At 70.1% G+C, this 24,888-nt stretch carries 22 protein-coding genes; 11 read left to right on the top strand and 11 right to left on the bottom strand.

Annotation, left to right across the window (positions count from 1 at the left end; translation table 11 throughout):
• Position 1 precedes the first annotated feature (1 nt).
• Genes AAHG09_RS13665 through AAHG09_RS13655 form a run of 3 tightly spaced genes read right to left on the bottom strand, consistent with a single transcriptional unit; the run spans position 2 to position 2,446 of the window.
• Complete coding sequence (locus tag AAHG09_RS13665; protein ID WP_342107843.1) at positions 2–958, bottom strand: carbohydrate ABC transporter permease; 957 nt, start codon at positions 956–958, stop codon at positions 2–4.
• Positions 959–962: 4 nt separating this feature from the next.
• Entirely contained in the window at positions 963–2,249 is a 1,287-nt protein-coding gene (locus AAHG09_RS13660) for an ABC transporter substrate-binding protein (protein ID WP_342107842.1), read from the bottom strand.
• Between the two features lie 17 nt (positions 2,250–2,266).
• On the bottom strand, positions 2,267–2,446 hold the full coding sequence (locus tag AAHG09_RS13655; protein WP_342107841.1) for a hypothetical protein: 180 nt from the start codon (positions 2,444–2,446) through the stop codon (positions 2,267–2,269).
• A gap of 303 nt (positions 2,447–2,749) precedes the next feature.
• Between AAHG09_RS13655 and AAHG09_RS13650 the strand changes: the two genes are divergently transcribed.
• Positions 2,750–3,499 (top strand): DMT family transporter, encoded by a 750-nt coding sequence (locus AAHG09_RS13650; RefSeq protein ID WP_342107840.1) that lies wholly within the window; start codon positions 2,750–2,752, stop codon positions 3,497–3,499.
• A gap of 109 nt (positions 3,500–3,608) precedes the next feature.
• Positions 3,609–4,064 (top strand): CBS domain-containing protein, encoded by a 456-nt coding sequence (locus AAHG09_RS13645; RefSeq protein WP_342107838.1) that lies wholly within the window; start codon positions 3,609–3,611, stop codon positions 4,062–4,064.
• Here AAHG09_RS13645 and AAHG09_RS13640 read toward each other — a convergent pair whose 3' ends face one another.
• The gene (locus AAHG09_RS13640) at positions 4,065–4,436 is read right to left on the bottom strand and encodes a hypothetical protein (RefSeq protein ID WP_342107837.1); all 372 of its coding nucleotides are present in this window, start codon (positions 4,434–4,436) and stop codon (positions 4,065–4,067) included.
• Between the two features lie 218 nt (positions 4,437–4,654).
• Between AAHG09_RS13640 and AAHG09_RS13635 the strand changes: the two genes are divergently transcribed.
• The gene (locus tag AAHG09_RS13635) at positions 4,655–6,418 is read left to right on the top strand and encodes an SLC13 family permease (RefSeq protein WP_342107836.1); all 1,764 of its coding nucleotides are present in this window, start codon (positions 4,655–4,657) and stop codon (positions 6,416–6,418) included.
• Positions 6,419–6,606: 188 nt separating this feature from the next.
• On the opposite strand, the gene AAHG09_RS13630 is transcribed toward AAHG09_RS13635, so the two are convergent.
• From AAHG09_RS13630 to kdgD, 5 genes are all read right to left on the bottom strand, one after another.
• Positions 6,607–8,004, bottom strand: coding sequence for an L-serine ammonia-lyase (locus tag AAHG09_RS13630; protein ID WP_342107835.1), 1,398 nt, complete (start codon positions 8,002–8,004; stop codon positions 6,607–6,609).
• Between the two features lie 430 nt (positions 8,005–8,434).
• The gene (locus AAHG09_RS13625) at positions 8,435–10,000 is read right to left on the bottom strand and encodes an aldehyde dehydrogenase (NADP(+)) (RefSeq protein ID WP_342107834.1); all 1,566 of its coding nucleotides are present in this window, start codon (positions 9,998–10,000) and stop codon (positions 8,435–8,437) included.
• 37 nt (positions 10,001–10,037) lie between these two features.
• Positions 10,038–11,387, bottom strand: coding sequence for a glucarate dehydratase (gudD, locus tag AAHG09_RS13620; RefSeq protein WP_342107833.1), 1,350 nt, complete (start codon positions 11,385–11,387; stop codon positions 10,038–10,040).
• A gap of 107 nt (positions 11,388–11,494) precedes the next feature.
• Positions 11,495–12,862, bottom strand: a complete 1,368-nt coding sequence (locus AAHG09_RS13615; RefSeq protein ID WP_342107832.1) for an MFS transporter — start codon at positions 12,860–12,862, stop codon at positions 11,495–11,497.
• Positions 12,863–12,959: 97 nt separating this feature from the next.
• Positions 12,960–13,874, bottom strand: a complete 915-nt coding sequence (gene kdgD, locus AAHG09_RS13610; RefSeq protein WP_342107831.1) for a 5-dehydro-4-deoxyglucarate dehydratase — start codon at positions 13,872–13,874, stop codon at positions 12,960–12,962.
• A gap of 108 nt (positions 13,875–13,982) precedes the next feature.
• On the opposite strand from kdgD, the gene AAHG09_RS13605 reads away from it, so the two are divergent.
• On the top strand, positions 13,983–14,897 hold the full coding sequence (locus AAHG09_RS13605; protein WP_342107830.1) for a LysR family transcriptional regulator: 915 nt from the start codon (positions 13,983–13,985) through the stop codon (positions 14,895–14,897).
• Positions 14,898–14,932: 35 nt separating this feature from the next.
• Here the strand turns inward: AAHG09_RS13605 and AAHG09_RS13600 are convergent, their stop codons facing one another.
• Positions 14,933–15,166: a hypothetical protein gene (locus tag AAHG09_RS13600; RefSeq protein WP_342107829.1), complete on the bottom strand. Its 234-nt coding sequence runs from the start codon at positions 15,164–15,166 to the stop codon at positions 14,933–14,935.
• A 108-nt stretch (positions 15,167–15,274) separates the two neighbouring features.
• On the opposite strand from AAHG09_RS13600, the gene AAHG09_RS13595 reads away from it, so the two are divergent.
• The 7 genes from AAHG09_RS13595 to AAHG09_RS13565 all read left to right on the top strand — a co-directional run bounded on the left by AAHG09_RS13595 (position 15,275) and on the right by AAHG09_RS13565 (position 23,583).
• Complete coding sequence (locus AAHG09_RS13595) at positions 15,275–16,861, top strand: ABC transporter substrate-binding protein (RefSeq protein WP_342107828.1); 1,587 nt, start codon at positions 15,275–15,277, stop codon at positions 16,859–16,861.
• A gap of 207 nt (positions 16,862–17,068) precedes the next feature.
• Entirely contained in the window at positions 17,069–18,568 is a 1,500-nt protein-coding gene (locus tag AAHG09_RS13590) for a M81 family metallopeptidase (RefSeq protein WP_342107827.1), read from the top strand.
• A gap of 85 nt (positions 18,569–18,653) precedes the next feature.
• Positions 18,654–20,225: an ABC transporter substrate-binding protein gene (locus tag AAHG09_RS13585; RefSeq protein ID WP_342107825.1), complete on the top strand. Its 1,572-nt coding sequence runs from the start codon at positions 18,654–18,656 to the stop codon at positions 20,223–20,225.
• 480 nt (positions 20,226–20,705) lie between these two features.
• Entirely contained in the window at positions 20,706–21,254 is a 549-nt protein-coding gene (locus AAHG09_RS13580) for a twin-arginine translocation signal domain-containing protein (protein ID WP_342107824.1), read from the top strand.
• A 10-nt stretch (positions 21,255–21,264) separates the two neighbouring features.
• Complete coding sequence (locus tag AAHG09_RS13575) at positions 21,265–22,833, top strand: GMC family oxidoreductase (RefSeq protein ID WP_342107823.1); 1,569 nt, start codon at positions 21,265–21,267, stop codon at positions 22,831–22,833.
• 3 nt (positions 22,834–22,836) lie between these two features.
• On the top strand, positions 22,837–23,118 hold the full coding sequence (locus tag AAHG09_RS13570) for a hypothetical protein (protein ID WP_342107822.1): 282 nt from the start codon (positions 22,837–22,839) through the stop codon (positions 23,116–23,118).
• A 12-nt stretch (positions 23,119–23,130) separates the two neighbouring features.
• Positions 23,131–23,583, top strand: coding sequence for a hypothetical protein (locus AAHG09_RS13565; protein WP_342107820.1), 453 nt, complete (start codon positions 23,131–23,133; stop codon positions 23,581–23,583).
• A 268-nt stretch (positions 23,584–23,851) separates the two neighbouring features.
• Here the strand turns inward: AAHG09_RS13565 and ruvB are convergent, their stop codons facing one another.
• On the bottom strand, positions 23,852–24,886 hold the full coding sequence (gene ruvB / locus AAHG09_RS13560) for a Holliday junction branch migration DNA helicase RuvB (protein ID WP_412760036.1): 1,035 nt from the start codon (positions 24,884–24,886) through the stop codon (positions 23,852–23,854).
• Positions 24,887–24,888: the final 2 nt, after the last annotated feature.

Raw genomic sequence — 24,888 nt, 5'->3', positions numbered from 1 at the left:
GTCAATACTCCAGCCGATCGCGGGTCTTGAAGATCCGGTTGAGAACGATGACGGCGGCGCAGACCACGCCGAACCAGACCGTCGCGATCGCCGACGGGTAGCCGAGATCGAAGGTGTTCCAGTTGAAGGCGCGTTTGTAGACGTAGGTCGAGACCGTCTCGGTCGCCCAGAGCGGCCCCCCGCCGGTCATGATCCAGACGAGGTCGAAGACCTTCATCTTGCCAATGAAGGCGAGGACGTAGAGGTTGAGCAGCGTGGGCCGCAGCATCGGCACGATGACGTGGCGCAGCTTCGCGGCCCAGCCGCAATTGTCGAGTTCGGCCGCCTCCAGCACCTCGGACGGCAGGGCGTGGATCGCCGCCAGGCAGACCACCATGTTGAAACCCGCCCACTTCCAGGCATGCGTGACGATCAGGGCCGCCAGGGCCGTGTTCGGATCGCCGAGCCAGGAGCGGGCCAGGGTGCCGAGCCCGGCGGCCCGGAGCCCCTCGTTCACCACCCCCCAGTCGTAGTTGTAGATCCACATCCAGAGGATCGCGACCACGACGTAGGAGAGCAGGACCGGCGTGAACCACGCGACCCGGAGGAACCGGGCGAACGGGACCCCGGCATAGAGGGCGAGCGCCAGGAGGAGGCCCGTCGCCACGTCCAGAATCGGGGCGACGAAGGCCCACACGAAGGTGTTGCGGACGGCGATCCAGAACGTCTCGTCACCGAGGAGGTCGCGGTAGTTGGCGAGCCCGACATAGCTGCGCTCCGCCCCCTCGATCGTGAACAGGCTGTCGTAGATCGTCCGGACGGCCGGATAGGCCGTCAGGCCGAGATAGACGACGAGCGCGGGGGCGAGGAAGACCAGCAGGACGGGCCAGGACGCCCGCCGCGGGTCCGACACGCGACCGGAGGCCGGGACGCGCTCCGCCGGCTCCGTCTTCGCCGCGAGGGCCGACGTGCCCGCCACCGCCTCAGCTCCCCTTGCGGCAGGCTGAATCCATCTTGTCGGCGGCCTCGTTCACGCCGATCAGGCCGGCCGGGAAGGCGTTGTTCATGACCTGCGTGTAGGTCTCGGCGCACTTCGACCGGTAGTACATGAGCGGCGTGCCGAAGAAGTACGTGGCGCCCTTGTTGCGGGCGTTGAGCTCGGCAAAGTACGCGGCATGGCTCGAATTGATCTTCGCCGGATCGGATTTGAGGCCGGTCTGCAGGGAGACCTGCTCGACCCACTTGTCGCCGTTCCCGATCGTGGCCATCGAGTCGAGCAGCGCGCCCGCGCAGGCCTTGTTCTTCCCGCGCGCGTACATCACGAAGCTGCCGGCCACCGCCAGGGTCTTGCAGCTGGGGCACTGGCCCTGATCCATGGCGGGGAACTGCATGATCCCGAGAGGGAAATCCGCCGGCATGCCCCCGCTCTCGGGCGACGCGAAGGCGCGTCCCGTGAACCAGCTCGGATCCGGGAAGGTCAGCGCCCCCGGCTTCTGGTAGAAGTAGTAGTGGGACTCGCCGAGCTTCAGCGTGGCGAAGCTCTTCGGATAGGCGCCGGCCTCCACCAGCCCCTTGAACCAAGTCATCACCTCCAGGACGCGCGGGTCCTTGAAGGACAGCGTCCCGTTCAGGAGCTTCCCGTAATCCTCCGTGCCGAGCTTGCGCAGGAGAGACTCGAAGAGCAGCAGCCCACCGGGGAACGGCCGGTCGCCGACGCCCTGCGACACGGGCGTGATGCCGGCGGCGGCGCCCTTCCTGACCAGATCCGCGAAGCCGGATTGCGTGAGCTGGAACGAGGGCGGCACCTCGACCCCGACCTTCTTCACCAGATCCTTGTTGTAGTACAGCTCGACCGTGTAGGCCTCCACGGGCAGGCCGTAGACCTTGCCTTTCGAAGTCCAGGCCGGCTTGGCCCAGTCCTCGAGCTTGGCCAAGTCGACATGGCCGTCGAGCGGTTCGAGGAAGCCGCCCGCCAGGAACTCGGGCTGGTCGGGCTCCAGGTAGAAGACGTCGGGCGCCTGCCCGGTGCGGACGGCGGATTTGGCCTGCGTGTAGATGTCGGCCTTCGGGATGAAGCTCAGCTTGACCGCGCACTGCCTGTTCGCGGCCTCGAAGTCGCGGACGCGGGCGGCCACCCACTCCTTCTTGGCCGGCTCGTCGGGCCAGTTCGACCACATCGTGATCTGAACGGGCTCCGCCGCCGCGGCGGCCCCGGCCGCGATCAGGCTCCGGCCGAACAGGGCCGCGATCCCGGTGCCCGCTCTGCGCATTGCACCTTCCTCCCGTGTCATTGTTGGGCCGGATGGTCCGCGACCGATCGAACATTGTCAATAAAAATGCGGATGCCTGGGTCGCCAACACCGATGTCGCCCGCAATCCCGGACGTTTTATCGATAATCGAAGCCGGCGCCGCAGATCCGCGAACGCCGGTCGCGCGCCCGGCAGAGGTCCCGGCTGGATCGGTCATGCGGCTCCGCGGATCTGAACGACCGGGTGCGCGGGACAGCGGCAGGGCCGCTTCGAGGATGAAACCTCGCCCTGCGGATGCAGGCGACTCGGGGATGAGCCGGGGCTGCGAAGGCCACGGAAATCGGCGGGTCCGAGACTCGACAAGGGCACGGTATCGGCTACGCCGGCCGTCCATGTCATCCGCACAAACGAACCGCGCGTTGGGCGTTGCTGCGCTACTCGTCACCGCGCTCGGTTGGGGGTTCGGCTGGCTGGCGATGAGGTCGTCCTGCACAGCTGGCCCCCGCTGTTCGGGCGGGGCATGGCGGGACTGGTGGCGGCGATGTTGCTCGCCGCTCTGGCGCTCATGCGCGGCGAACGTCTCACCGTGCCCCGGGGGGCCCGCGTTCGACTGGCGGTGGCAGCTTTCACCAACGTCTTTGCGTGGATGGGTTTTTCGGGCCTGAGCCTGCGCTGGATCGACGTCGGCGAGGCAGCCCTGTTGGTCTATTCGATGCCGGTCTGGGCGACGGTGTTCGCCTGGGCGTTGCGCGGCCATCGCCCGACGCCGCGGGGCTTCTTGGCGCTCGCGCTCGGCCTCACCGGGATCGGTGTCCTGCTCGGGGCCGATGGAGGCGCCCTCGGCACGGACAAGCTCCCCGGCGTCGGCTTCGCGCTCGCCGCAGCGATCCTGTTCGCGCTCGGGGCGGTCCTCAACAGTCGCGCCCTGCCGGTATCCCCCTTTGCCTTGACCGCCTGGCAAGTCGGACTGGGCTGTCTGCCGATGGTGGTCCTGGGCGTCACGCTCGAAAGGCCGGACGTCACGTCCCTCAGCGGCGCGAGCGCATGGGCGTTCGCCTACATCGCACTGATCCCGATGGCGGCCTGCTTTCTCACGTGGTTCGAGGCGCTTCGGCGGTTGCCGCCCGTGGCGGCGTCCACCAGTATGCTGCTGGTCCCGCTCATCGGCATCCTGTCCGCGGCCCTGCTCCTCGGGGAGCCCTTGGGCCCGCGACAAATGCTGGCCTTGGCGTTGACGCTGGGCGGTGTCGTCCTGGCGTTGAGGACGTGATCATCGGGGGAGGTGATCATCGGGAGGTGATCATCGGCCGCCATCACCGACCCATCGTCGAGGCGATGACGGCTTCTATCGCACCGGTCCCAACCTTGCAGAGGGCGCAATGCCGAACCTGTCCGCCGAGCAGCTTCGCGTCGCCGACGTGATGGCACGCGACGTCGAGTTCATAGAGCCGCAAGCGAGCGCGCAGGATGCGGCCATCCTGATGGGCGAAATCGAAGTCGGGGCGCTGCCGGTCGGCTCGGCCGATCACCTCGTCGGCATCGTCACGGATCGGGATCTGCTCTATCGGGTCGTCGCCCGTGGGCGCGATCCCACCGCCGTCGCGGTGCAGGAGGTCGCCTCACGCCCGGTCCTGTCCTGCGCTCCCGGCGATTCCCTCCGCGTGGCCCTGGACATCATGGGGACGAACTACGTTCGGCGCCTTCCGGTCGTCGACGGGAATCGCAAGGTGGTGGGCTGGCTGACCCTCGCCGACATCTCGCGCCACCTGCTCGTGCATGACGATGCCCTGCAGGTTTCCCTGCAGGCGCTCACGGAAGGGTCGACGGACGTCTGATCAGACCCGATACCGACGCTCGGCAGCGCGCACGGCCGTGGTGGGCAGGCCGCGATGCAAGGCGACGTAATCCGCAAAGGCCCAGCCCGGCGGCCCGGTTTCGCGGGCGGCGATCAGGCAGAGTATGAAGCCGATCAGGCCGGTTTCAGGCCCCATCAGGTCCGCCAAGGCCCGGTCGAGCGGCGGCGGCGTCCGGAGGGTGGCCTCGAAGGTCGCCAGAATCCCGGCGTCGGCCCCCGCGGCGGCGAGCCAAGCCCGGATCGGATCGTGCACCACCGTCGGACCGCTTGACCGGGCCACCACCGCCGCGAAGCGCGCGAGGGCGGTGCCGTCCGCGCCGGTAAGCCGCGCCAGATTGACACTCAGGGGCATCAGGGTCTGGTGGCGGTTCTGCAAAAAGCCGTGAATGACCTTTTGCCCGACCACCTCAAGGATCTGCCGTCGGCCGGGGGGGATATTGCGGTGCCGGCGGTCGACCGCGTCCGCGCCACCGTCCCCGGCGGGGTGATCCTGTCGTTCCCCGGCTTGCTCCAACGCCTAACCCTCTCAGCCTGCGCCGTCGCGGCGGCGTACCGAACAGGTGTCTCTGGATGACCGTCGATCAAGTGCTTGCTTTCGGCCTGATCGGTGTGACGGTGGCCGCCTTCGTGTGGGATCGCCTGCCCTACGATCTCGTGGCCCTGACCGCCCTCGCCATCGGCATCGCGGTGGGCCTCGTGCCCGCCGACAAGGCGTTCTCGGGGTTCTCCGATGACATCGTGATCATCGTCGGATCCGCCCTCGTTCTCTCGGTCGCCATCGCGCGCTCCGGCGCGGTCGAGACCCTGATGCGTCCGCTCATGCCGCACATGACCAGCCCGGTCCGCCAAGTGCCGATCCTCGTGGCCGGGGTCCTCCTCCTGTCGATGGTGACGAAGAACGTCGGGGCGCTCGCCATCTTCATGCCGATCGCGCTGCAGGTCGCGCGCCGCAGCGGGACGGCACCATCGGCTCTGCTCATGCCGATGGCCTCGGCCTCGCTCATCGGCGGCATCGTCACGTTGGTGGGCACATCGCCGAACGTGATCGTCTCGAAAGTCCGCGCCGACCTGACCGGCAAGCCCTTCGGCATGTTCGACTATGCCCCCGTGGGTCTATGCGTGGCCGCGGCGGGCTTCGTCTTCCTGTGCCTCGGATGGCGCCTGCTGCCCCGGCGGGATGGGGGCACGCGCTCGCTGGAGGCGGCGTTCACGCTGGAGCGCTACACGACGGAGGCGCGCCTCCTGCCGGAGCATCCGGCGGTCGATCGCACGGTCGCCTTCCTGGAGGCTCAGGGCGACGGCGACGTCAGCGTCGCCACCATCCTGCGCGAGCGCTTTCGGCGCTACCCGGCCAGCCCGGACTTCCGGCTCAAGGCCGACGATGTGCTGCTGCTCAACGGCGAGCCGGACGCCCTCGAGCGCTTCGTGGCCCGCACCGGATTGGCCCTGGCCGGCGCCGCGCCGGCGGCGGAGGCCGTGGTGATGGAGGGCGTGGTGACGGCGGAGTCCGAACTCGTCGGGCGTACCGCGGCGCAGCTCGATCTGGAGCACAGCTCGGGTCTGGGCATCCTCGCCGTCAGCCGGCGCGGCCGCCGCATCGAGCAGAGCCTGTCCGCCGTCCGTTTCCGGGCCGGGGACGTGGTGGTGGTCCGCGGGCACGCCGCCGCGCTGGCTTCGGCCCTCGGGGCCTTCAAGGTGCTCCCGCTCGCCGCCCGGGAGATCGCCCTCGGCCGGAACGACCGGAGTTGGCTGCCCGCCGCGATCCTGTTCCTCGCGATGGGCCTCGTCGCCCTCCACGTCGTGCCCGTCGCCGTGGCCTTCTTCGGTGCGGTGGTCGCCGTGCTGCTTCTGCGGAGCCTGACGCCGCACGAGGCTTACCAGGCGGTCGAATGGCCGGTGCTCGTCCTCCTGGGGGCCCTGATCCCCATTTCCGAGACCGTCAGCAGCACGGGCGGCGCCGACCTCATCGCCGGCCACCTCACGGCCTTGGTGCAGGGTCTTTCGCCGATCACGGCCCTCGGCGCGGTCCTGATCCTGGCGATGGCGGTCACGCCGTTCCTCAACAACGCCGCCACCGTTCTGGTGATGGGCCCGATCGCGGCGAAACTCGCGACCAAGCTGGGGCTGAGCCTGGATCCGTTCCTGATGGCCGTAGCGCTCGGTGCCGCCTGCGACTTCCTCACGCCGATCGGCCACCAGTGCAATACCCTCGTGATGGGCCCGGGCGGCTACCGTTTCGGGGACTACGCGCGGCTCGGGCTGCCGCTCTCGCTGATCGTGATCGTGGTCGGTATTCCCCTCATCGCGTTTGTCTGGCCCCTTCACCCGGCGTGATCGGTCTCGAGTATCCTGGCGATTGAGGCCCGAGGCTTCGCGCCGATCGCGGGGTGATCGACGCACGTCCGCGTCTCCCGGGGTGACGTTGCGGGGCCAGACAAACGCGATGCGCCCTACAGCCTCCGAGACCGAAGGGCCGAACGAAGCGCCCATGGTGCACGGCGCCTGAGCGTCAGCTTCGTCTCTCAACACTCCGGGAGATTGACGGCGAGGCCGCCGGTCGAGGTCTCCTTGTAGCGGGTGCTCATGTCGCGGCCGGTCTGCTTCATGGCCTCGATGCAGTTGTCCAGCGGCATGATGTGCGTGCCGTCCCCCCGCAGCGCCAGGGAGGCCGCGGCGACCGCCTTGATCGCCCCGAGGCCGTTGCGCTCGATGCAGGGCACCTGCACGAGCCCCCGGATCGGGTCGCAGGTCAGGCCGAGATGGTGCTCCAGCGCGATCTCGGCCGCGTTCTCGACCTGGGCGTTGGTGCCGCCCAGCGCGGCGCACAGGCCCGCGGCGGCCATCGCGGCGGCCGATCCGACCTCCCCCTGGCAGCCGACTTCGGCGCCGGAGATCGACGCATTCGCCTTGATGATGCCGCCGATGGCCGCCGCCGTCAGGAGGAAGTCGCGCAGGCCCGCATGGTCGGCCCCGAGGCAATGGTCGCGGTAGTAGCGGATCACGGATGGAATGACGCCAGCCGCGCCGTTCGTCGGGGCGGTCACGACGCGCCCGCCCCCCGCATTCTCCTCGTTCACCGCCATGGCGTAGACCGAGAGCCAGTCGTTCGCCACATGCGGCTGGACGCGGTTGGCCTGGCGCTCGTCGAGCAGCATCCGGTGGATGCCCGGCGCCCGGCGGCGGACACCGAGGCCCCCGGGCATGATGCCCTCGGTGGCGAGCCCCCGGTCGATGCAGGCGTCCATCGCCGCCCAGATCCGGTCGAGGCCGGCGTCGAGGTCGTCGGCCGTCCGGTCGACCGTCTCGTTGGCGCGCTTCATGGCGGCGATGCTGAGCGCTGAGCCATGTCCCATCGCCAGCATCTCCGCGGCATTCGCGAAGGGATAGGGCCGGAGCACGGAGGCATCGACGGCGCGCATCTCGCCCTTGGCCATCTCCTCCTCGGTCAGCACGAAGCCGCCGCCGATGGAATAGTAGGTGCGGGCGAAGCAGGGGGACCCCGCCGCATCGAAGGCGCGCAGGATCAGGCCGTTGGCGTGGCCCGGGAGCGGATCGCCGTAATCGAAGACGATCCCCGCCCCGCTGTCGAAGGCGACCGGGCCGAGGTCCGGGACGTCCATCCGGCCGTCCTCGCGCAGGGCGGCCAGCCGGCGTTCGGCCTCATCCGGATCGAGGGTCTCGGGACGGAAGCCGAGGAGGCCGAGAATCACCGCGCGGTCGGTGGCGTGGCCCTTGCCGGTGAAGGCGAGGCTGCCGTGCAGGGTCACCTCGATCCGGGCGGGCGCGGCGGCCCCGGGGGCTCGCCCGGCCCGGTCGCGCAGTGCCTGGACGAAGTGGCCGGCCGCGAGCATCGGCCCCATCGTGTGCGAGCTCGACGGGCCGATCCCGATCTTGAAGACGTCGAAGATACTCAGGAACATCGCCGCTCGTGGTCCTTGCCCGCTGGTTGGCGGCGGTGCCCCGGTCGCATGGTCCATGCCGCCGATCCGGTCTTACCCCGATCCGGCCCGCCGCATCAGGGTCGCGACGCCCGAAGCGCCGTCACCGTGATGTCGACGCGCGAGCCCGGCGTGGCAAGCTTCGCCGCCACGATGGTCCGAGCCGGGGCGCTGCCCTCCGGCATCCGGGCCTCCCAGGCGGCGTTCTGCTCGGGCAGGGCAGCCTGTTCCGGCGCAGGGTCGAGATCGCCTTGGGTCCGACTGCCAGCGACCGGAGTATCGAGACGCCGCGTTCGGCTATCGCCTGCTCGCTTGTCCGGGAAGGGCGCGACCCGACGCGCACGGCCCCGTTCTCAGCCATCCCTCTTAGGGCGAACGGAAGCGGCGCGCGTCCAGCCCGATGAGACGCGCCTCAGGCGCCGTCGACGCTTCGCGGCAGGTCCGACGGATTCGCCTCGGTCAACGCGTCCGGCAGCAGGGCCTCCGGCATGTCCTGGTAGCTCACCGGGCGCAGGAAGCGGTCGATGGCGAGGCTGCCGACCGAGGTCGTGCGGCCGTCCGACGTCGCCGGGAACGGCCCGCCATGAACCATGGCGTGGCCCACCTCGACGCCCGTGCCGAAGCCGTTCACCAGGATGCGCCCGACTTTGCGCTCCAGGACCGGAAGGAGCCCGCGTGCCGCTGCGTGATCGGCGGGATCCATGTGCAGGGCGGCGGTGAGCTGGCCTTCGAGACTCTCGAGGACCACCCGGAGTTCCGCCGCATCCGCGCACCGCACGACGAGGGAGGCCGCACCGAACACCTCGTCCGCGAGGCGGTGGTCGTCGAGGAAGGCGGCACCGGTCGTGGCGAACAGGGCGGGCTGGCCCTGCTGGCCGGTGCCGCTCCGGCCCAGGGCCACCGTCTGGACGGCCGGATTGACCTCCAGGGCGGCGACGCCCGCGCAATAGGCCTCGTGGATCCCCGGCGTCAGCATGGTCGCCGCCGCGACGCCCGGCAGGGCCTCGGAGGCCGCGGCGAGGAAGACGTCGAGACCGGGACCGTCGACCGCCAGGACGAGGCCGGGATTGGTGCAGAACTGTCCGGAGCCGAGGGTCAGCGAACCGACGAAGGCTTTGCCGATCTCCGCGCCGCGGGCCGCGAGCGCCGCCGGCATCAGAACCACCGGGTTGATGCTGCTCATCTCGGCATAGACCGGGATCGGCGTGGGGCGCGCGGCGGCGATCTGCATCAGCGCGGTGCCGCCGCGGCGGGAGCCGGTGAAGCCGATCGCGGCGATGCGCGGATCGGCGGCGAGGCGCTGGCCGATCGCGATGCCCGGCTCGAACAGGAGGGCGAAAACGCCGGCCGGCAGGCCGCACGCGGCGACCGCCTCGCGGATCGCCTCGCCGACCAGGGACGCGGTGCCGGGATGGGCCGGATGCGCCTTCACCACGACCGGGCAGCCGGCGGCCAGCGCCGAGGCGGTGTCGCCGCCCGCCACCGAGAAGGCGAGCGGGAAGTTCGACGCGCCGAAGACCAGCACGGGGCCGACCGCGATGCGGCGCAGGCGCAGATCCGGACGCGGCAAGGGCTTGCGCTCGGGCTGGGCCGGATCGACGCGCAGGCCGAGGAAGGCGCCGCGGCGGACCACCTCGGCGAACATCCGCAGCTGCCCGACGGTGCGGCCGCGCTCGCCCTCGATCCGCGGGCGGGGCAGGCCGGTCTCGGCCATGCAGCGGGTGACGAGGTCGTCGCCGAGGTCGAGGATGTTGCGGGCGATGGCATCGAGGAAGTCGGCACGGGCCGGGAGCGGTGTCTCGCGGTAGGTGTCGAAGGCGGCGGCCGCGCGCGCGCAGGCCTGCTCGGCCTGCTCGGCCGTCGCGGAGGCGAAAGCCGGTTCCAGGGCGGCCCCGGTGGCGGCCTCGGTTGCGCGCCAGGGCGCCCCCGCGCCCGGCACGCGCTCGCCGCCGATCAGGTTGTCGCTGCTGAAGGTCATGCTGTCGATCCCGTTCGAATGGCCGGCAGGTCTCGCCCTAGCGGACGAGGCAGGGCTTCTTGTTGTCGAACGTCCAGTTCGGGACGAGGAACTGCATCGCCGCCGCGTCGTCGCGGGCGCCGAGGCCGTGCTCGCGGTAGAGGGCGTTCGCCGCCTCCACCGCCGGCCAGTCGAGCTCGATCCCGAGGCCGGACCGCTCCGGCACCCGCACGAGGCCGCCGCGGATCGCCAGGGGCTCCTTCGTCAGACGCTCGCCGTCCTGCCAGATCCAGTGGGTGTCGATGGCCGTGACGGTGCCGGGGGCCGCGGCCGCGACGTGGGTGAACATGGCGAGCGACACGTCGAAATGGTTGTTCGAGTGCGAGCCCCAGGTCAGCCCGTGGTCGCGGCACAGTTGGGCCACGCGCACCGAGCCGGCCAGCGTCCAGAAATGCGGATCGGCCAGCGGGATATCGACGGCGCCGAGCTGGATCGCGTGGTTCATCTGGCGCCAGTCGGTGGCGATCATGTTGGTCGCGATGGGCAGGCCGGTGGCCCGCCGGAACTCGGCCATGATCTCGCGGCCGGAGAAGCCCTGTTCCGCCCCGCACGGGTCCTCGGCATAGGCCAGCACGTGGCCCTGCCCCTTGCACAGGCGGATCGCCTCCTCCAACGACCACGCCCCGTTGGGGTCGAGGGTGACGCGGGCCTGCGGGAAGCGGTCGTGGATGGCGGTGACGGCGGCGATCTCCTCTTCGCCGCGCAGGACGCCGCCCTTCAGCTTGAAGTCGTTGAAGCCGTACTGCGCATAGGCCGCTTCCGCGAGCCGCGCGATGGCGTCTGGTGTCAGGGCCTCCTCGTCGCGGAGCCGGAACCAGCCGTCCCGGGCGGCCGGGGCGCGGTAGCCGAGGTCCGTCCTGCGGCGGTCGCCGACATAGAAGAGGTAGCCCAGCATCTCGACCGCATCGCGCTGCTGGCCCTCCCCGAGGAGCGCGGCGACCGGCACGTCGAGATATTGCCCGAGCAGGTCGAGAAACGCGGATTCCACGGCCGTGACCGCGTGGATGGTGATGCGCAGATCGAAAGTCTGCAGGCCCCGCCCCCCGACATCGCGATCGGCGAAGTGGCGGCGCATGGTCTGCAGGACCGCGTTCCAGGCACCGAGCGGCTGGCCGACGACGAGGGCGCGGGCGTCTTCCAGCGTCTTGCGGATGCCCTCGCCGCCGGGAACCTCGCCGAGGCCCGTCGCTCCGGTCGAGTCGGTCAGCACCACGAGGTTTCGGGTGAAGTAGGGGCCATGCGCCCCCGAGAGGTTCAGGAGCATGCTGTCGTGCCCGGCGACCGGCACGACCTTCATCTCCGTGACGGTCGGCGTGTTGCGGGCGGCGTGGCGGGTCTCGAGCGACATAGCGTGTCCTCCTGCGATTCTTGTGGGACGCCGGCCACGCGGCACGACGCGCGCGGCGGGATCATCGAAGGCGGGCCGGCGTCCTCGAGCCGGCCCGATCGTGGGCGTCAGGCGCTCCTGAGCTCGACGCGGCGGATCTCGCCGACCACGACGAGGTAGCAGAAGCAGGCCACCAGGGCGTTCAGGCCCACGAAGACCAGGGCGCCGTTGAACGAGCCCGTCTGCTGCACGATGTAGCCGATCGCGATCGGTGTGGTGATGCCGGCGGTGTTGCCGAAGGTGTTGAACAGGCCGCCCGAGAGGCCGCCGCTCTGCTTGGGCGAGGTGTCGGAGACGACCGCCCAACCCAGCGCCCCGATGCCCTTGCCGAAGAAGGCGAGCGCCATCAGCCCGACCACGAGGGCATCCGCCTGGACGTAGTTGCAGCCGATGATGCTCATCGAGAGCAGCATGCCGCCCACGATCGGGATCTTGCGGGCGGCGGTCAGCGAGTATCCCCGGCGCAGGAGCATGTCCGAAATGACGCCCCCGAGGATGCCGCCGATGAAGCCGCACAGCGCCGGCAGCACCGCGGCGAAACCCGCCTGCAGGATCGACAGGCCGCGCTCCTTGACGAGGTAGACCGGGAACCATGTGAGGAAGAAGTAGGTCAGGACCGTGATGCAGTACTGGCCGACATAGATCCCGAGCAGCATCCGGTTGGACAGCAGCTCGCGCAGGGTCTTGCCGGTGTTGACCTGCGTCTTCGATCCCTGTCCGTCCAGGTCGAGCAGGGCGCCGCCCGCCTCGATGTAGTCGAGCTCGGCCTTGTTGATCAGCGCGTGCTTCTTCGGGCCGTCGAGCAGCTGGAGCCACAGGACCGCGAAGGCGATGCCGAGGATGCCCATGCTGGTGAAGACATGGTGCCAGCCGAAAGTGTGGACGATCCAGGCCATCAGCGGTGTGAAGAGCACGGTGGCGAAATACTGCGCCGAGTTGAAGAAGGCCGAAGCCATGCCCCGCTCCCGGGTGGGGAACCACGCGGCGACGATGCGGGCATTGGCCGGAAAGACCGGCGCCTCGGTGAGGCCGACCGCGAGACGCAGGGCGAAGAGCATCACCACGGCGGTGAGACCTGTGAAGAAGCCCACGGCCCCCTGCAACAGGGTGAAGCCGGACCACAGGGCGATGGCCGCCGCGTAGACCCATTTCACCCCGTAGCGGTCGAGGAGCCAGCCGCCGGGGATCTGGGCGAGGACGTAGGACCACGCGAAGGCCGAGAAGACGTAGCCCATCTGGACCGGCGTGAGGCCGAGTTCCTTGGCCATGGCGGGCCCGGCGATGGAGATGGTGGCGCGGTCGGCGTAGTTGATCGTGGTGGCCGCGAACAGCATCAGCACGATGAGGATGCGGACGCGGGTGCGGCGCGCCGCGTTGGCGTCGACGAGCACGGTGCTCGTCGTGCCGCCCGCGGAGGCACTCGTGGAGGCACTCATGGACGTTCTCCCAGGGTGAGCGCCGCCCGATTGAGTCCGGGCGGTCGATCGTGCCGCCGTTGGCTCGGCGGTTGGTCGTTGGTGATGGGTTAGGAGGTCAGCGGCGGTCGCCGATCAGCGCCTTCAGCTCGGCGATCTCGGCGGCGTCGAAATCGGTCAGCGGCGGACGGACGGGGCCCGCATGGCGGCCGACCGCGGTCATGCCCGCCTTGACGATCGAGACGGCGTAGCCGCGCTTCCGGTTGCGGATCGCGATGTAGGGCAGCACGAAATCGCGCAGCTCCCGGTAGACGCCATCCCGGTCGCGGCGGCGGACCATGTCGTAGAACGACAGGGCCCATTCGGGCAGGAAATTGAAGATCGCCGACGAGTAGGTCGTCACGCCCATCTCCAGATACGGCAGGGCGAAGGTCTCGGCGGTCGGCAGGCCACCGACATAGGTCAGGCGGTCGCCGAGGCCGGCGTAGATCCGGGTCATCAGCTCGACGTCGCCGACGCCGTCCTTGAAGCCCACGAGGTTTGGGTTGCGCGCGCAGAGGCCGGCCAGCGTCTGCTCGTTCAGCTGCGCATTGGCGCGATTGTAGACGATGATCCCGAGGGAGGTCGCCTTGCACACCGCCTCGATATGCGCCGCGAGGCCCGCCTGCTCGGAGCCGACGAGGTAGGGCGGCAATAGCAGGATGCCGTCGGCGCCCGCCGCTTCGGCCGCCTGGGCGAGCTCGCAGGCCAGCGCCGTGCCCTGGCCGGCGGGGGCGATGACCGGCGTGCGGCCGCGGGTCTCCTCGACGCAGGCGCGCACGACGCGGTCGATCTCGGAGGGGGTGAGCGAGAAGAACTCGCCGGTACCGCCGGCGGCGAAGAGGCCGGAGACCTTGTGGTCGGCCAGACGGCTGAGGTTGTCGCGATAGGCGGTCTCGTTGACCGACAGATCATCGTTGAAATGCGTGACGGGGAAGGAGAGCAGTCCGGAGCCGAGCGTCCGCGCCATCTCCACGGGGGTCATCCGCGTCATTTGTCTCGCTCCCTGAATCGTACCTTTCCGGTATCGAGACACGGATAAGACGCTGGAATTTATGCGTCCAACGTTGATTTTAACTGAATTATCCCGCATTTTGCATCAATGTTCGAGGTCAGTCACGCCCGGAGCTTCATCGCCGTCGCCGAGGAGATGCATTTCGGCCGGGCTGCGGCGCGACTGAACCTGACGCAATCGCCGCTCTCGCGGCAGATCCAGATGCTGGAGCAGGCGCTGGGCGTCACGCTGCTGGAGCGGACGACGCGGGCCGTGCGTCTGACGCCAGCGGGACGGACGTTCCTGGCCGAGGCCTACCGGGTGATCGCGGCGGTGGAGAGCGCAACCCGTCTGACGCGCCGCACCGCGAGCGGCGAGAGCGGTACGATCCGACTGAGTTTCACGGCCGCCTCGGCCTACCGGACCCTCCCGCGGATCGTCGCCCACAGCCGCGCAACGCTTCCCGCCCTGGATCTCGTGCTGGAGGAAATGGTCTCCGACGAGCAGATCCTGGCCCTTGAGGAGAACCGCATCGATCTCGGCCTCCTCAGGCCCACGCCGGCGCTTTTGGATCCGCGGACACGCCTTGCGACCGCGGTCATCGCGTCCGAACAGCTGCTCCTGGCCGTCCCGCAGAGCCATCCCTTCGCGCGCGGAGACCAGCCGACGCTCGGAGATCTCGACGGTCAGGCCCTCGTGACGTGGTCACCGCGCGGCGGACGGTATTTCATCGACCTTCTCGACAATCTGTTCAACGAAGCCGGCATTCGGCCGAAGGTTGTGCAGCGGGTCAACCAGCTGCACGCGATGCTGGCGCTCGTCGGAGCCGAGATCGGTCTGGCGCTCGTCCCCGACAGCGCCGTGAACATCAGCATGGCAAACGTCGCGCTGCGCCCGATCGAGGCGCCCGGGCCAGCGCGCTCGAAGCTCCTGATCGCATGGCGACAGGACAATCCGAATCCGTGCCTCCCGATCTTCCGGGATACCATGTTGAATCTCTTGTCGCCCGCTTTACCAGCATGAAGCGCCCGAGATCTGCGCAAGGATTTTATTGATGCTCATAGTCCGTCTGCGTTCGTGATCGGCACGGCGCGGACATTCGTCCAGCCCCCGCCCGGGGCACGAAGGCGGCACGCGGCATCGACCAGCCCGTCGGCGCGCTTGTCGGAGGCCGCCACGGCGTAGAGCGCCAGGACGCCCGGCCCCCACAGCCAGGGCAGCGCGAGCCCCACACCCCAGACCTTGCTGACGACGCTGAAGATCCGGGCGACGCCGCCGACCAGGCGAGCCACTCAGGCGGGCCCCGGATTTGCCTCGCCACCGCCGGGGGGCCACTATGCGGCGCGAAACGAGGCGAAGGGCGTGCGATTTCCGATGGTGACCAGCCCGGACGAGAGCCCATGAGGCGCCGCGATGTCCTCGGGGGCCTGGCCGCCGCGTCCCTGGCTCCGGCATCCCTGGCCCGGCCCGCCTTGGCGCGGCCCGCCAAGGTCCTGCGCTTCGTCCCGGAGAGCGACGTCGCGGTCATCGATCCGGTCTGGACGACCGCGACCGTGACGCGCAACCACGGCTACCTCGTCTTCGACACCCTCTACGGCCAGACCGCGCGCTACGACTTCGAGCCGCAGATGGTGGCGGGGCACGCGGTCGAGGCGGACGGCCGCCTCTGGCGGCTCACCCTGCGGGAGGGCCTGCGCTTCCATGACGGCGAGCCGGTACTGGCCCGCGACGCGGTGGCGAGCATCCGCCGCTTCGCCGCCCGCGACGCCTTCGCCCGGGCGCTGATGGAGGCCACCGACGAACTCACCGCCGCCTCCGACCGGGACGTGGTGTTCCGCCTGAAGCGGCCCTTCCCGCTGCTGCCCGCGGCGCTCGGCAAGACCGGCACGTCGATGCCCTGCATCATGCCGGAGCGCCTGGCGAAGACCGATCCCAACGTCCAGGTGACCGAGATGGTCGGCTCCGGCCCGTTCCGTTTCAAGGCGGACGAGCGGGTCCCGGGGGCGCTCACCGTCTACGAGCGCTTCGACGGCTACGTGCCCCGGGCAGACGGCACGGCGAGCTTCACCGCCGGGCCGAAGCGCGCGCATGTCGAGCGGGTCGAGTGGCGGATCGTGCCCGACGCCTCTACGGCCGCGAGCGCGCTGGCGGCCGGCGAGGTCGACTGGTGGCAGAACCCGACACCGGACCTGCAGGGGCTGCTCCGGGCCAAGCCGGAGATCCGGCTGGAGGTGCTCGACGTGGCCGGCGGCATCGGCTGCCTGCGCTTCAACCACCTGCACCCGCCCTTCGACAATCCGGCGATCCGCCGGGCGCTGCTCGGCGCCATCGACCAGACCGAGTTCATGAGCGCGGTGGCGGGCGACGAGCGTGCCCTGTGGAAGGACCATGTCGGGGTCTTCAGCCCCGATTCGCCGATGGCCACGCAGGCGGGCACCGGGGTGCTGGTCGGCCCCCGCGACTTCGGCGCGGTGAAGCGCGCCCTCACGGAGGCCGGCTACCGGGGCGAGCGCGTCGTCATGCTCGATCCGACCGACTATCCCGCCACCCACCCGCTGGCGCTGGTCGCCGCCGAGGCGTTCCAGAAGAGCGGGCTGAACGTCGATGTCGTCGCGATGGATTGGGGCACCCTGGTGCAGCGCCGGGCGAGCCGCCAGCCCCCCGACAAGGGCGGCTGGAGCACCTTCGTCACCTACCTGAACGGCACCAACAACTTCGATCCCGCGGGCCAGCTCGGCATCCGCGGCAACGGCGATCAGGCGTGGTTCGGCTGGCCCCGGGCCCCGCGGCTGGAGGCGTTGCGCGCGCAGTGGTTCGCCGCGCCCGATCCCGCCGCCCAGAAGGCGATCTGCGCCGAGATCCAGCGGCAGTTCTTCATCGACGTGCCGTACCTGCCGCTGGGCGCCTACTACGAGGCCACGGCCTATCGCGGGCTGACCGGCCTGCGCACCGGCTTCCCGCAATTCTACGACGTCCGGCCGGCTTGAGAGGCTGCCAGACGGGAGCGCACGATGTCCCGCGTCGCACGGACGGATCACGTCATGGTTTCGAAAGGTCGAGACCTTTCGCGGGTCCAGGGCAGAGCCCTGGAAATCATCTCAGGGCCAAGGACCAGGACTTTGCCTGAACACCCGCCAAGGGGCTGAAGCCCTTTGGAAACCCCTTCCCGACAGGCGCCGAGGAGACAGCAGCCGATGCGCGTCGCCGTGCTCCAGTTCACCCACGAGACCGTGACGTTCCTGCCGAACGACACGACCCGCGAGGACTTCATCTATCCGGGCTCCCCGGCGGGCGGCGAAGCGCTGCTCGCCACCGATCCCAAGGGCTACATGGGCGGTTTCGTCCAGGTCGCCCGGGAATACGAGGGGGTCGAGCTCGTCGGCCTCACCTCGCCGCTCTGGCCGCGCACCGGCATCGGCTCGGGCTGGGTGACGCAGGACGCGTTCGAACATTTCCTCGGCGTGATGCTGGCGGAACTGAAGGCGGGGGCGCCGTTCGACGGGGTCTACCTCGCGCTGCACGGGGCGATGGCGGTGCGCGGCGTGCCGCGGCCCGAGGCCGAGATCGCCCGTCGGGTGCGGGCGGTGGTGGGGCCGGGCGTGCCGATCGCCGCGACCTTCGACCCGCACGGCAACGAGGATGCCGAGTTCCTGCACCACGCCGACATGGCGTTCGCGGTGAAGTACTTCCCGCATTACGACATGCATCTCCAGGGGCAGCGCGCGGCGCGGATGCTGGTGCGGACGATCCGCGGCAGCTTCCGCCCGGCGCACCGGACGATCCCCATCCCGATCCTCGCGCCGACGGTGGTGATGTGGACGGGCGCCGCGCCCTGGTCGGACCTCGTGCAGCGCGCCCTGGTCTGGGAGGCGCGGGAGCCCGACGTCTTCGTCAACGTGTTCTTCGGCTTCCCCTGGTCGGACGTGCCGGATGCCGGCATGGCGGTCCAGGTACTGACGAACGGCGATCCCGATCTGGCCGACCGGATCGCCCGCGACATGGCGGCCTGGACGTGGCGGCACCGGGCGGCCCTGGTGTCGAGCGTCGCGATCCATCCGGTGCGGGATGGGGTCGCCAAGGCATCCGAGGCCGTGCGTGGGGGCGCGGCGCCGGTCGTGCTCGCCGATTACAGCGACCGCTCGGGCCGGGCGACGTGGCTCCTCGCCGAGGTGCTGGCCCAGGGGCTGGCGCGCACGCTGATCGCCACGGTCGCCTCGCCCGCGGTGCTGGACCGGCTGATGGTCGGGGGCGTAAAGGTCGGCGATTCGTTCGACGCGGAGATCGGCGGCCCCGTAGATGGTGAGGCGGAGCCCTCCGCGGGCGTCCCGGTTCGCGTCAACGGGACGGTGCAGGCCGTCGTTCCGGGCACGACCGGCCGGGGCGCCGGCACGTGGCTGTGCGTCGCCTTCGGCGAGGGCAACCTCCTGGTCCTCAGCCCCTACCTCGTCCAGATCATGGAGCCCTCGGAACTCTGGGACCTCGGCCTCGAGCCGGAGGATTTCGACGTGGTGGCGATCAAGTCCCGGGTCCATTTCCGCCGCGGCTTCGACGACGGCGGCTACGCCAGGACGATCCTGCTGGTCGAGCCGCCCGAGCCGTTCGTCGGGACGGTGCATCTCGACGCCCTGCCCTACCAGCACCTCAAGCCCGGCGACTTCTATCCCTACGGCGCGCCCGCCTTCGACGCCGGTTAGCCCGCAGGCATTGCGATCGACGGCCAGCACGCGCCGCCTGGTCCGGCGGTTGCTACGCTTGCCCCTCTCGGGACCAGGAGCACGGATGAAGCGCCGCACATTCCTCGCCGCAGGGGCCGCGACCCTGGCGGCCCCCCGGATCGGACGGGCCCAGGGCAACCGGATCCTGCGCATGGTGCCCCAGGCGAACGTGACCTCGATCGACCCGATCTGGACGACGGCGATCGTGACCCGCAACCACGCCTACGTCATCTACGACACGCTGTTCGGCCTCGATGCCGGCCTCCAGCCCCGCCCGCAGATGGCCGCCGGCCACGCGGTCGAGGAGGACGGGCGCCGGGTCACCATCACCCTGCGCGAGGGCCTGCGCTTCCACGACGGCACGCCGGTCCTGGCGCGGGACTGCGTCGCCAGCATCCGGCGCTGGGCGGCGCGGAACGGCTTCGGCCAGGTGCTGATGGCGGCGACCGACGAACTGAGCGCCGACGGCGATTCCACGATCGTGTTCCGGCTCAAGCAACCGTTCCCGCTGCTGCCGAACGCCCTGGCGAGCGTCAGCCAGCCCGCCTTCATCATGCCCGAGCGGATCGCCCGCACCGATCCGTTCAAGCAGATCACCGACGCCACAGGCTCCGGACCGTTCCGCTGGAAGGCCGACGAGTTCAACTCCGGCAGCCTGATGGTCTACGAGCGGCACGCCGGCTACGTGCCGGCCCCCGGGGCACCGAGCCTGACGGCCGGCGGCAAGGTCGCGCATTTCGACCGGATCGAGTGGCAGATCATCGCGGACGGCGCCACGGCGGCGGCGGCCCTGCAGAACGGCGAGATCGACTGGTACGAGCAGCCGCCGCCCGAGCTTCAGCAGCTGCTCGCCCGCAACCGCGATATCGTGGTGGAGGGGCTCGACCGGCTGACCAACCCCGCCATCCTGCGGATGAACCACCTGCATCCGCCCTTCGACGATGTCGCGGTGCGCCGGGCGGTGCTGCCGGCCATCCTCCAGAGCGACTTCATGGCGGCGGTCGCGGGCGACGATCCGGCCAACTACAACGACCGCTGCGGGATCTTCACGCCGGGCACGCCGATGGCGACCGAGGCGGGCCTCGACGTGCTGACCGGGCCGCGCAGCCTCGACAAGGCCAAGTCCCTCCTGAAGGCGGCGGGCTACAACGGCGCGAAGGTCCGGCTGATCGGCCCGACCGACATCCTGGCGCCCTCGGCGATCACCCAGGTGGCGGCCGATCTCCTGCCGCGGATCGGCTTCAACGTGGAGACGGCGCTCAGCGACTGGGGCACCGTGATCCAGCGCCGGGTCTCGCGCGAGCCGGTCGACAAGGGCGGCTGGTCGGTGCTGCTGACCACGTTCTCATCCTTCGACAACGCCGACCCGGCCGCGCTCCAGCCATTGCGGGCCAACGGCGCCAATGCGTGGTTCGGCTGGCCGACGATCCCGAAGCTGGAGGCGTTGCGCACCGCGTGGTTCGCCGCCCCCGACGAGGCGTCGCGCAAGGCGATCTGCGCCGACATACAGCGGGTGGCGCTCGACGAGGTGGTCTACGTGCCGGTCGGCTCCTACCGGTCGATGACCTCCTACCGGCGCAACCTCACCGGCCGCGTCGTGGGGTTCCCGATCCTGTGGAACATCCGGAAGGCGTGAGACCGTCAGCAGTCCGGCACCGGGGCCCTGGGCCCCGGTATCCAAACGGGTAATCCCACCCCACCACCTCATCCTGAGGTGCCCGCGTCAGCGGGCCTCGAAGGAGGGCTCCAGGGATCGCGCGGCTGGCTGGAGGGCTCCTTCGAGGCCTCCGCTGCGCTCCGGCACCTCAGGATGAGGGGGGTTGGGCTGGATAATCATTGCCTTCGGCAAGAAACGGCTTGGTCGCCGGATCCTGTCACATGAGCCGGCAACAAGAGCGTCATGAAACCGGCGCGCTGAAATGCCGGCGGCCTCCGGTCAAGTCTTTGGAATGAACCGGAGATTGTGATCCTCGCTCCTGCAACGCTGCGCGCCCAAGCCTATCCATGCGACAATTTGAAATTTCCGTCGCCGTCATCCCGGTAGACAGATCACCAAGTCCGCGCTTTAATCGTTCAAAATACAAGTTGCTCCGCCAATCGGAGCACGGGAGGAACGATGAGGCTCGTAGACAGGCGCACGCCGGTCGACCGGCGGAGCTTTCTCAAAGGGGCGGCCAGCGCCGCGCCCGTTGCGGCCCTGGCGGCGGGCACGCCGCTGGCAGCCTCCGACGCCTGGGCGGAGGGCGCACAGGCCCTGACGCCGCATTGCCTCAAGACCCTGGTGCTGATGGCCCGGGACATCTACCCCCACGACCAGCTCTCCGACCAATACTACCGCACCGCGATCCTGCCCTGGGACGCCAAGGCCGCCGGCGACGGCGACACGCGCACGCTCCTCGAACAGGGCGTGGCCCGGCTCGACGCCGCCGCGCAGGCCAAGCACGGCCAGCCCTACCTGGGTGTCGGCTGGGAGGACGACCGGGTTCCCCTGCTCCGGGGCATCGAGACCGGAGACTTCTTCAAGAAGATCCGCGCCGATCTCGTGGTCTCGCTCTACAACCAGAAGCCGCTGTGGCGGAAGCTCGGCTACGAGGGCTCCTCGGCCGAGCACGGCGGCTACCTGGAGCGCGGCTTCAACGACATCGACTGGGTCGGCAAGGTCTGAGGGGGCACCGATGGCACGCTTCGACCTCACCGACGACTCCGTCGTCGTCATCGTCGGCTCGGGGGCCGGCGGCGGGACGCTCGGCAACGAGCTGGCCCAGCGCGGCATCAAGACCGTGATCCTGGAGGCCGGCGACCGCTACGAGATCGCCGACTTCATCAACGACGAGTGGGAAAGCTTCGCCCAGCTCGCCTGGAAGGACGCGCGCACCACCTCGGGTGACTGGCGGGTGGCCCGCGATTTCCCCAACCTGCCGGCCTGGATCGTCAAGGCGGTGGGCGGCACCACGACCCACTGGGCCGGGGCGTCCCTGCGGTTCGAGGACCACGAGTTCCGCACCCGCGACCATTACGGCGACATCCCGGGCGCCAACCTCCTCGACTGGCCGGTGACGCTGGCCGAGCTGGAGCCCTGGTACGCCCGGGCCGAGGAGAAGATGGGCGTCACCCGCACCAACGGCCTGCCGGGCCTGCCGGGCAACAACAACTTCAAGGTGCTGCAGGCCGGGGCCACCAAGATCGGCTACAAGGAGGTCCATACCGGGCGCATGGCGATCAACAGCGTGCCCCGGGACAACCGTTCCTCGTGCATGCAGATCGGCTTCTGCTTCCAGGGCTGCAAGTCGGGGGCGAAGTGGTCGACCCTCTACACCGAGATCCCGAAGGGCGAGGAGACCGGCTACCTCGAGGTCCGCCCGAAATCCATGGTGGTGAAGATCGAGCACGACGCCGCCGGCAAGGTCACGGGCGTGGTCTATGCCGATGCGACCGGGGCGATGCAGCGCCAGAAGGCGCGGATCGTGGCGGTCGCCGGCAACTCGATCGAGAGCCCGCGGCTGCTGCTCAACTCGGCCTCGTCGCTGTTCCCGGACGGGCTCGCCAACTCCTCCGGCCAGGTCGGACGCAACTACATGCGCCACACCACCGGCACGGTCTACGGGATGTTCGAGCGGCCGGTGCACATGTACCGGGGCACCACCATGGCGGGGATCGTGCGCGACGAGGCGCGCCACGACCCGTCCCGGGGCTTCGCGGGCGGCTACGAGCTGGAGACGCTCTCGCTCGGCGTGCCGTTCATGGCGGCCTTCCTCAATCCCGGCGCCTGGGGCCGCGGCTTCACCTCGGTGATGGACGGCTACGCCAACCTCGCCGGGATGTGGATCGTCGGCGAGGACCTGCCTCAGGCCCAGAACCGCATCACCCTCGACCCGACCGTGAAGGACGCGCAGGGCATGCCGGTGGCGAGCGTCCATTACGACGACCACCCCAACGACACCGCGATGCGAGCCCACGCGTTCCGCCAGGGGGCGGCGATCTACGAGGCGGTGGGGGCCACCAAGACCTTCCCGACCCCGCCCTATCCGAGCACCCATAACCTCGGCACCAACCGGATGAGCGCCAAGGCGCAGGACGGCGTAGTCAACGCCTTCGGGCAGACCCACGACGTGAAGAACCTGTTCGTCTCGGACGGCAGCCAGTTCACCACGAGCGCGGCCTGCAACCCGACCCTGACTATCGTGGCGCTGGCGATCCGGCAGGCCGACGCGATGGCCGGGATGATGTCCCGCGGCGAGATCTGAGGGATGGCGATGCACCCACACGCCCGCCGCGCCGGATGGCTGTCCGCCGCCCTCGTCGCTTTGACGCTTCCGGGCGCCGCCCTGGCCCAGCAGCCGGGTCCGAACGGCGCCCTGCCGCCGGACGCGGCGGCGACGCCCGGCCAGCCCAACAGCTCGGTCGGCAGCACCGGCAAAGCGCCGAACGTCGCCTATCCGGATGCGCCGGTCGCCACGCCCGCCGCCGAGGGGGCCGACCGGGCGCGGCCGCCGACCGAGGCCGAGAAGGCGCAGCAGCAGCTGCGTTGAGGGGAGGAGCCGATGCGTGCCGACATCCATCGGGCCGGCTGGGCCCTGCCCGACCGGGCAGCCGGCCAGAGGCACCCGGCCCGCATCGCCCTCCTGCTGCTGACGGCCGTGGCGCTCCTCGGCGCCAGTGCGGCGGCTCTGCGCGCGCCGGCCGCGACCGTCGATCCCGATCTCGTCCGGGTGATCCGCTTCATGGCGGCGATCAAGGGCGGGCTGGCGCTCGCGGCGGTCGCCGCCTGCTTCTGGCGCCTCGCCCAGCCCGCCGGCCCGTGGCGGACCGCCATCTACGTCGCCGGGCCGCCCGCCATGGCGGGGGCCTCCGTCGCGCTCGGGGCGCTGCTGAGCCCGGCGCTCGCGGCGGCGGCGTTGCATCTCGGGCTGCTGGCGGTGGTGGCGGCCGCGCTGACCGACCGCGATTTCATCCCCGACATGCTGCTGCGCAGGCGGGCTGGGCGGTCATCTTGAACCAGTTCCGGATCGGGCACTGACGCTGTCGACAGAGCGCGACCGGCCCCCTCTTTCGTGCGGGAGAGGGTTGGGGTGAGGGACCAGAACTCTCAGGATCGGGCACACCATCGAAGCGCCGACGCGGCGCGATAGGTTCTGGACGCTCTCATCCCTCACCCAGTCCCTCTCCCGCACGGGCGAGGGCACCCGCGCCTCATCCTGTCGACGCGCAGCCGTATCCGGTGCCAGTACTCAGCCAGCGACGTGCGCAGATGGGCCAGCGGCCTCACGCCGCCACCACGACCTCATCCCGATCCGGCACGGGCAAGCCTAAATGCCGGTAGGCGTGGCGGGTGAGCACCCGCCCGCGCGGGGTGCGCTGCACGAAGCCGCGCTGGATCAGGTAGGGCTCGATGATGTCCTCGATCGCGTCCCGCGGCTCCGACAGGGCCGCTCCGATCGTCTCGATCCCCACGGGACCGCCCCCGAACGAGCGTACGATCAGGCTCAGGTACTTGCGGTCCATCACGTCGAGGCCCGCCTCGTCCACGTCCAGCAGCTTCAGCGCCCGGTCGGCGATCGCCCGCGTCACCGTCTCGGCCTCGGCCACAATCGCGAAGTCCCGCACCCGCCGCAGCAGCCGCCCCGCGATCCGCGGCGTGCCCCGCGCGCGCCTTGCGATCTCGTTGGCGCCCTCCGCCGACATGCCGAGGCCCAGCACCCGCGCGCCGCGGGCCACGATCTGCTCCAGCTCGTCGATCTCGTAGAACTCCAGCCGGATCGGGATGCCGAACCGGTCGCGCAACGGCGTCGTCAGCAGGCCGGCCCGCGTGGTGGCGCCGACGAGCGTGAACTTGGGCAGGTCGATCTTGACCGAGCGCGCGGCCGGACCCTCGCCGATGATCAGGTCGAGCTGGTAGTCCTCCATGGCCGGATAGAGGATCTCCTCGACCGCCGGGTTGAGGCGGTGGATCTCGTCGATGAACAGGACGTCGCGCTCGTCGAGGTTGGTGAGCTGGGCGGCGAGATCGCCGGCCTTGGCGATGACCGGCCCGGACGTGGAGCGGAAGTTGACGCCGAGTTCGCGGGCGACGATCTGGGCCAGCGTCGTCTTGCCCAGCCCGGGGGGCCCGACGAACAGGACGTGATCGAGCGCCTGACCGGTCTTGCGCGCCGCCTCGATGAAGATCTGCATGTTGGCCCGGGCCGCCCGCTGGCCGATGAACTCGGAAAGGCTCACCGGACGGATGGTCTGATCCATCTCCCCCGGGCTCGCACCCGCCTGCAGCAGGCCCGGTTTCTGCGGCGGGGACGTCGTCATCC

This window comes from Methylobacterium guangdongense (assembly GCF_038442355.1).
Taxonomy (GTDB): Bacteria; Pseudomonadota; Alphaproteobacteria; order Rhizobiales; family Beijerinckiaceae; genus Methylobacterium; species Methylobacterium guangdongense.
Note: the sequence above shows the minus strand (reverse complement) of the source record. Positions and strands in the feature narration are given on the sequence as shown.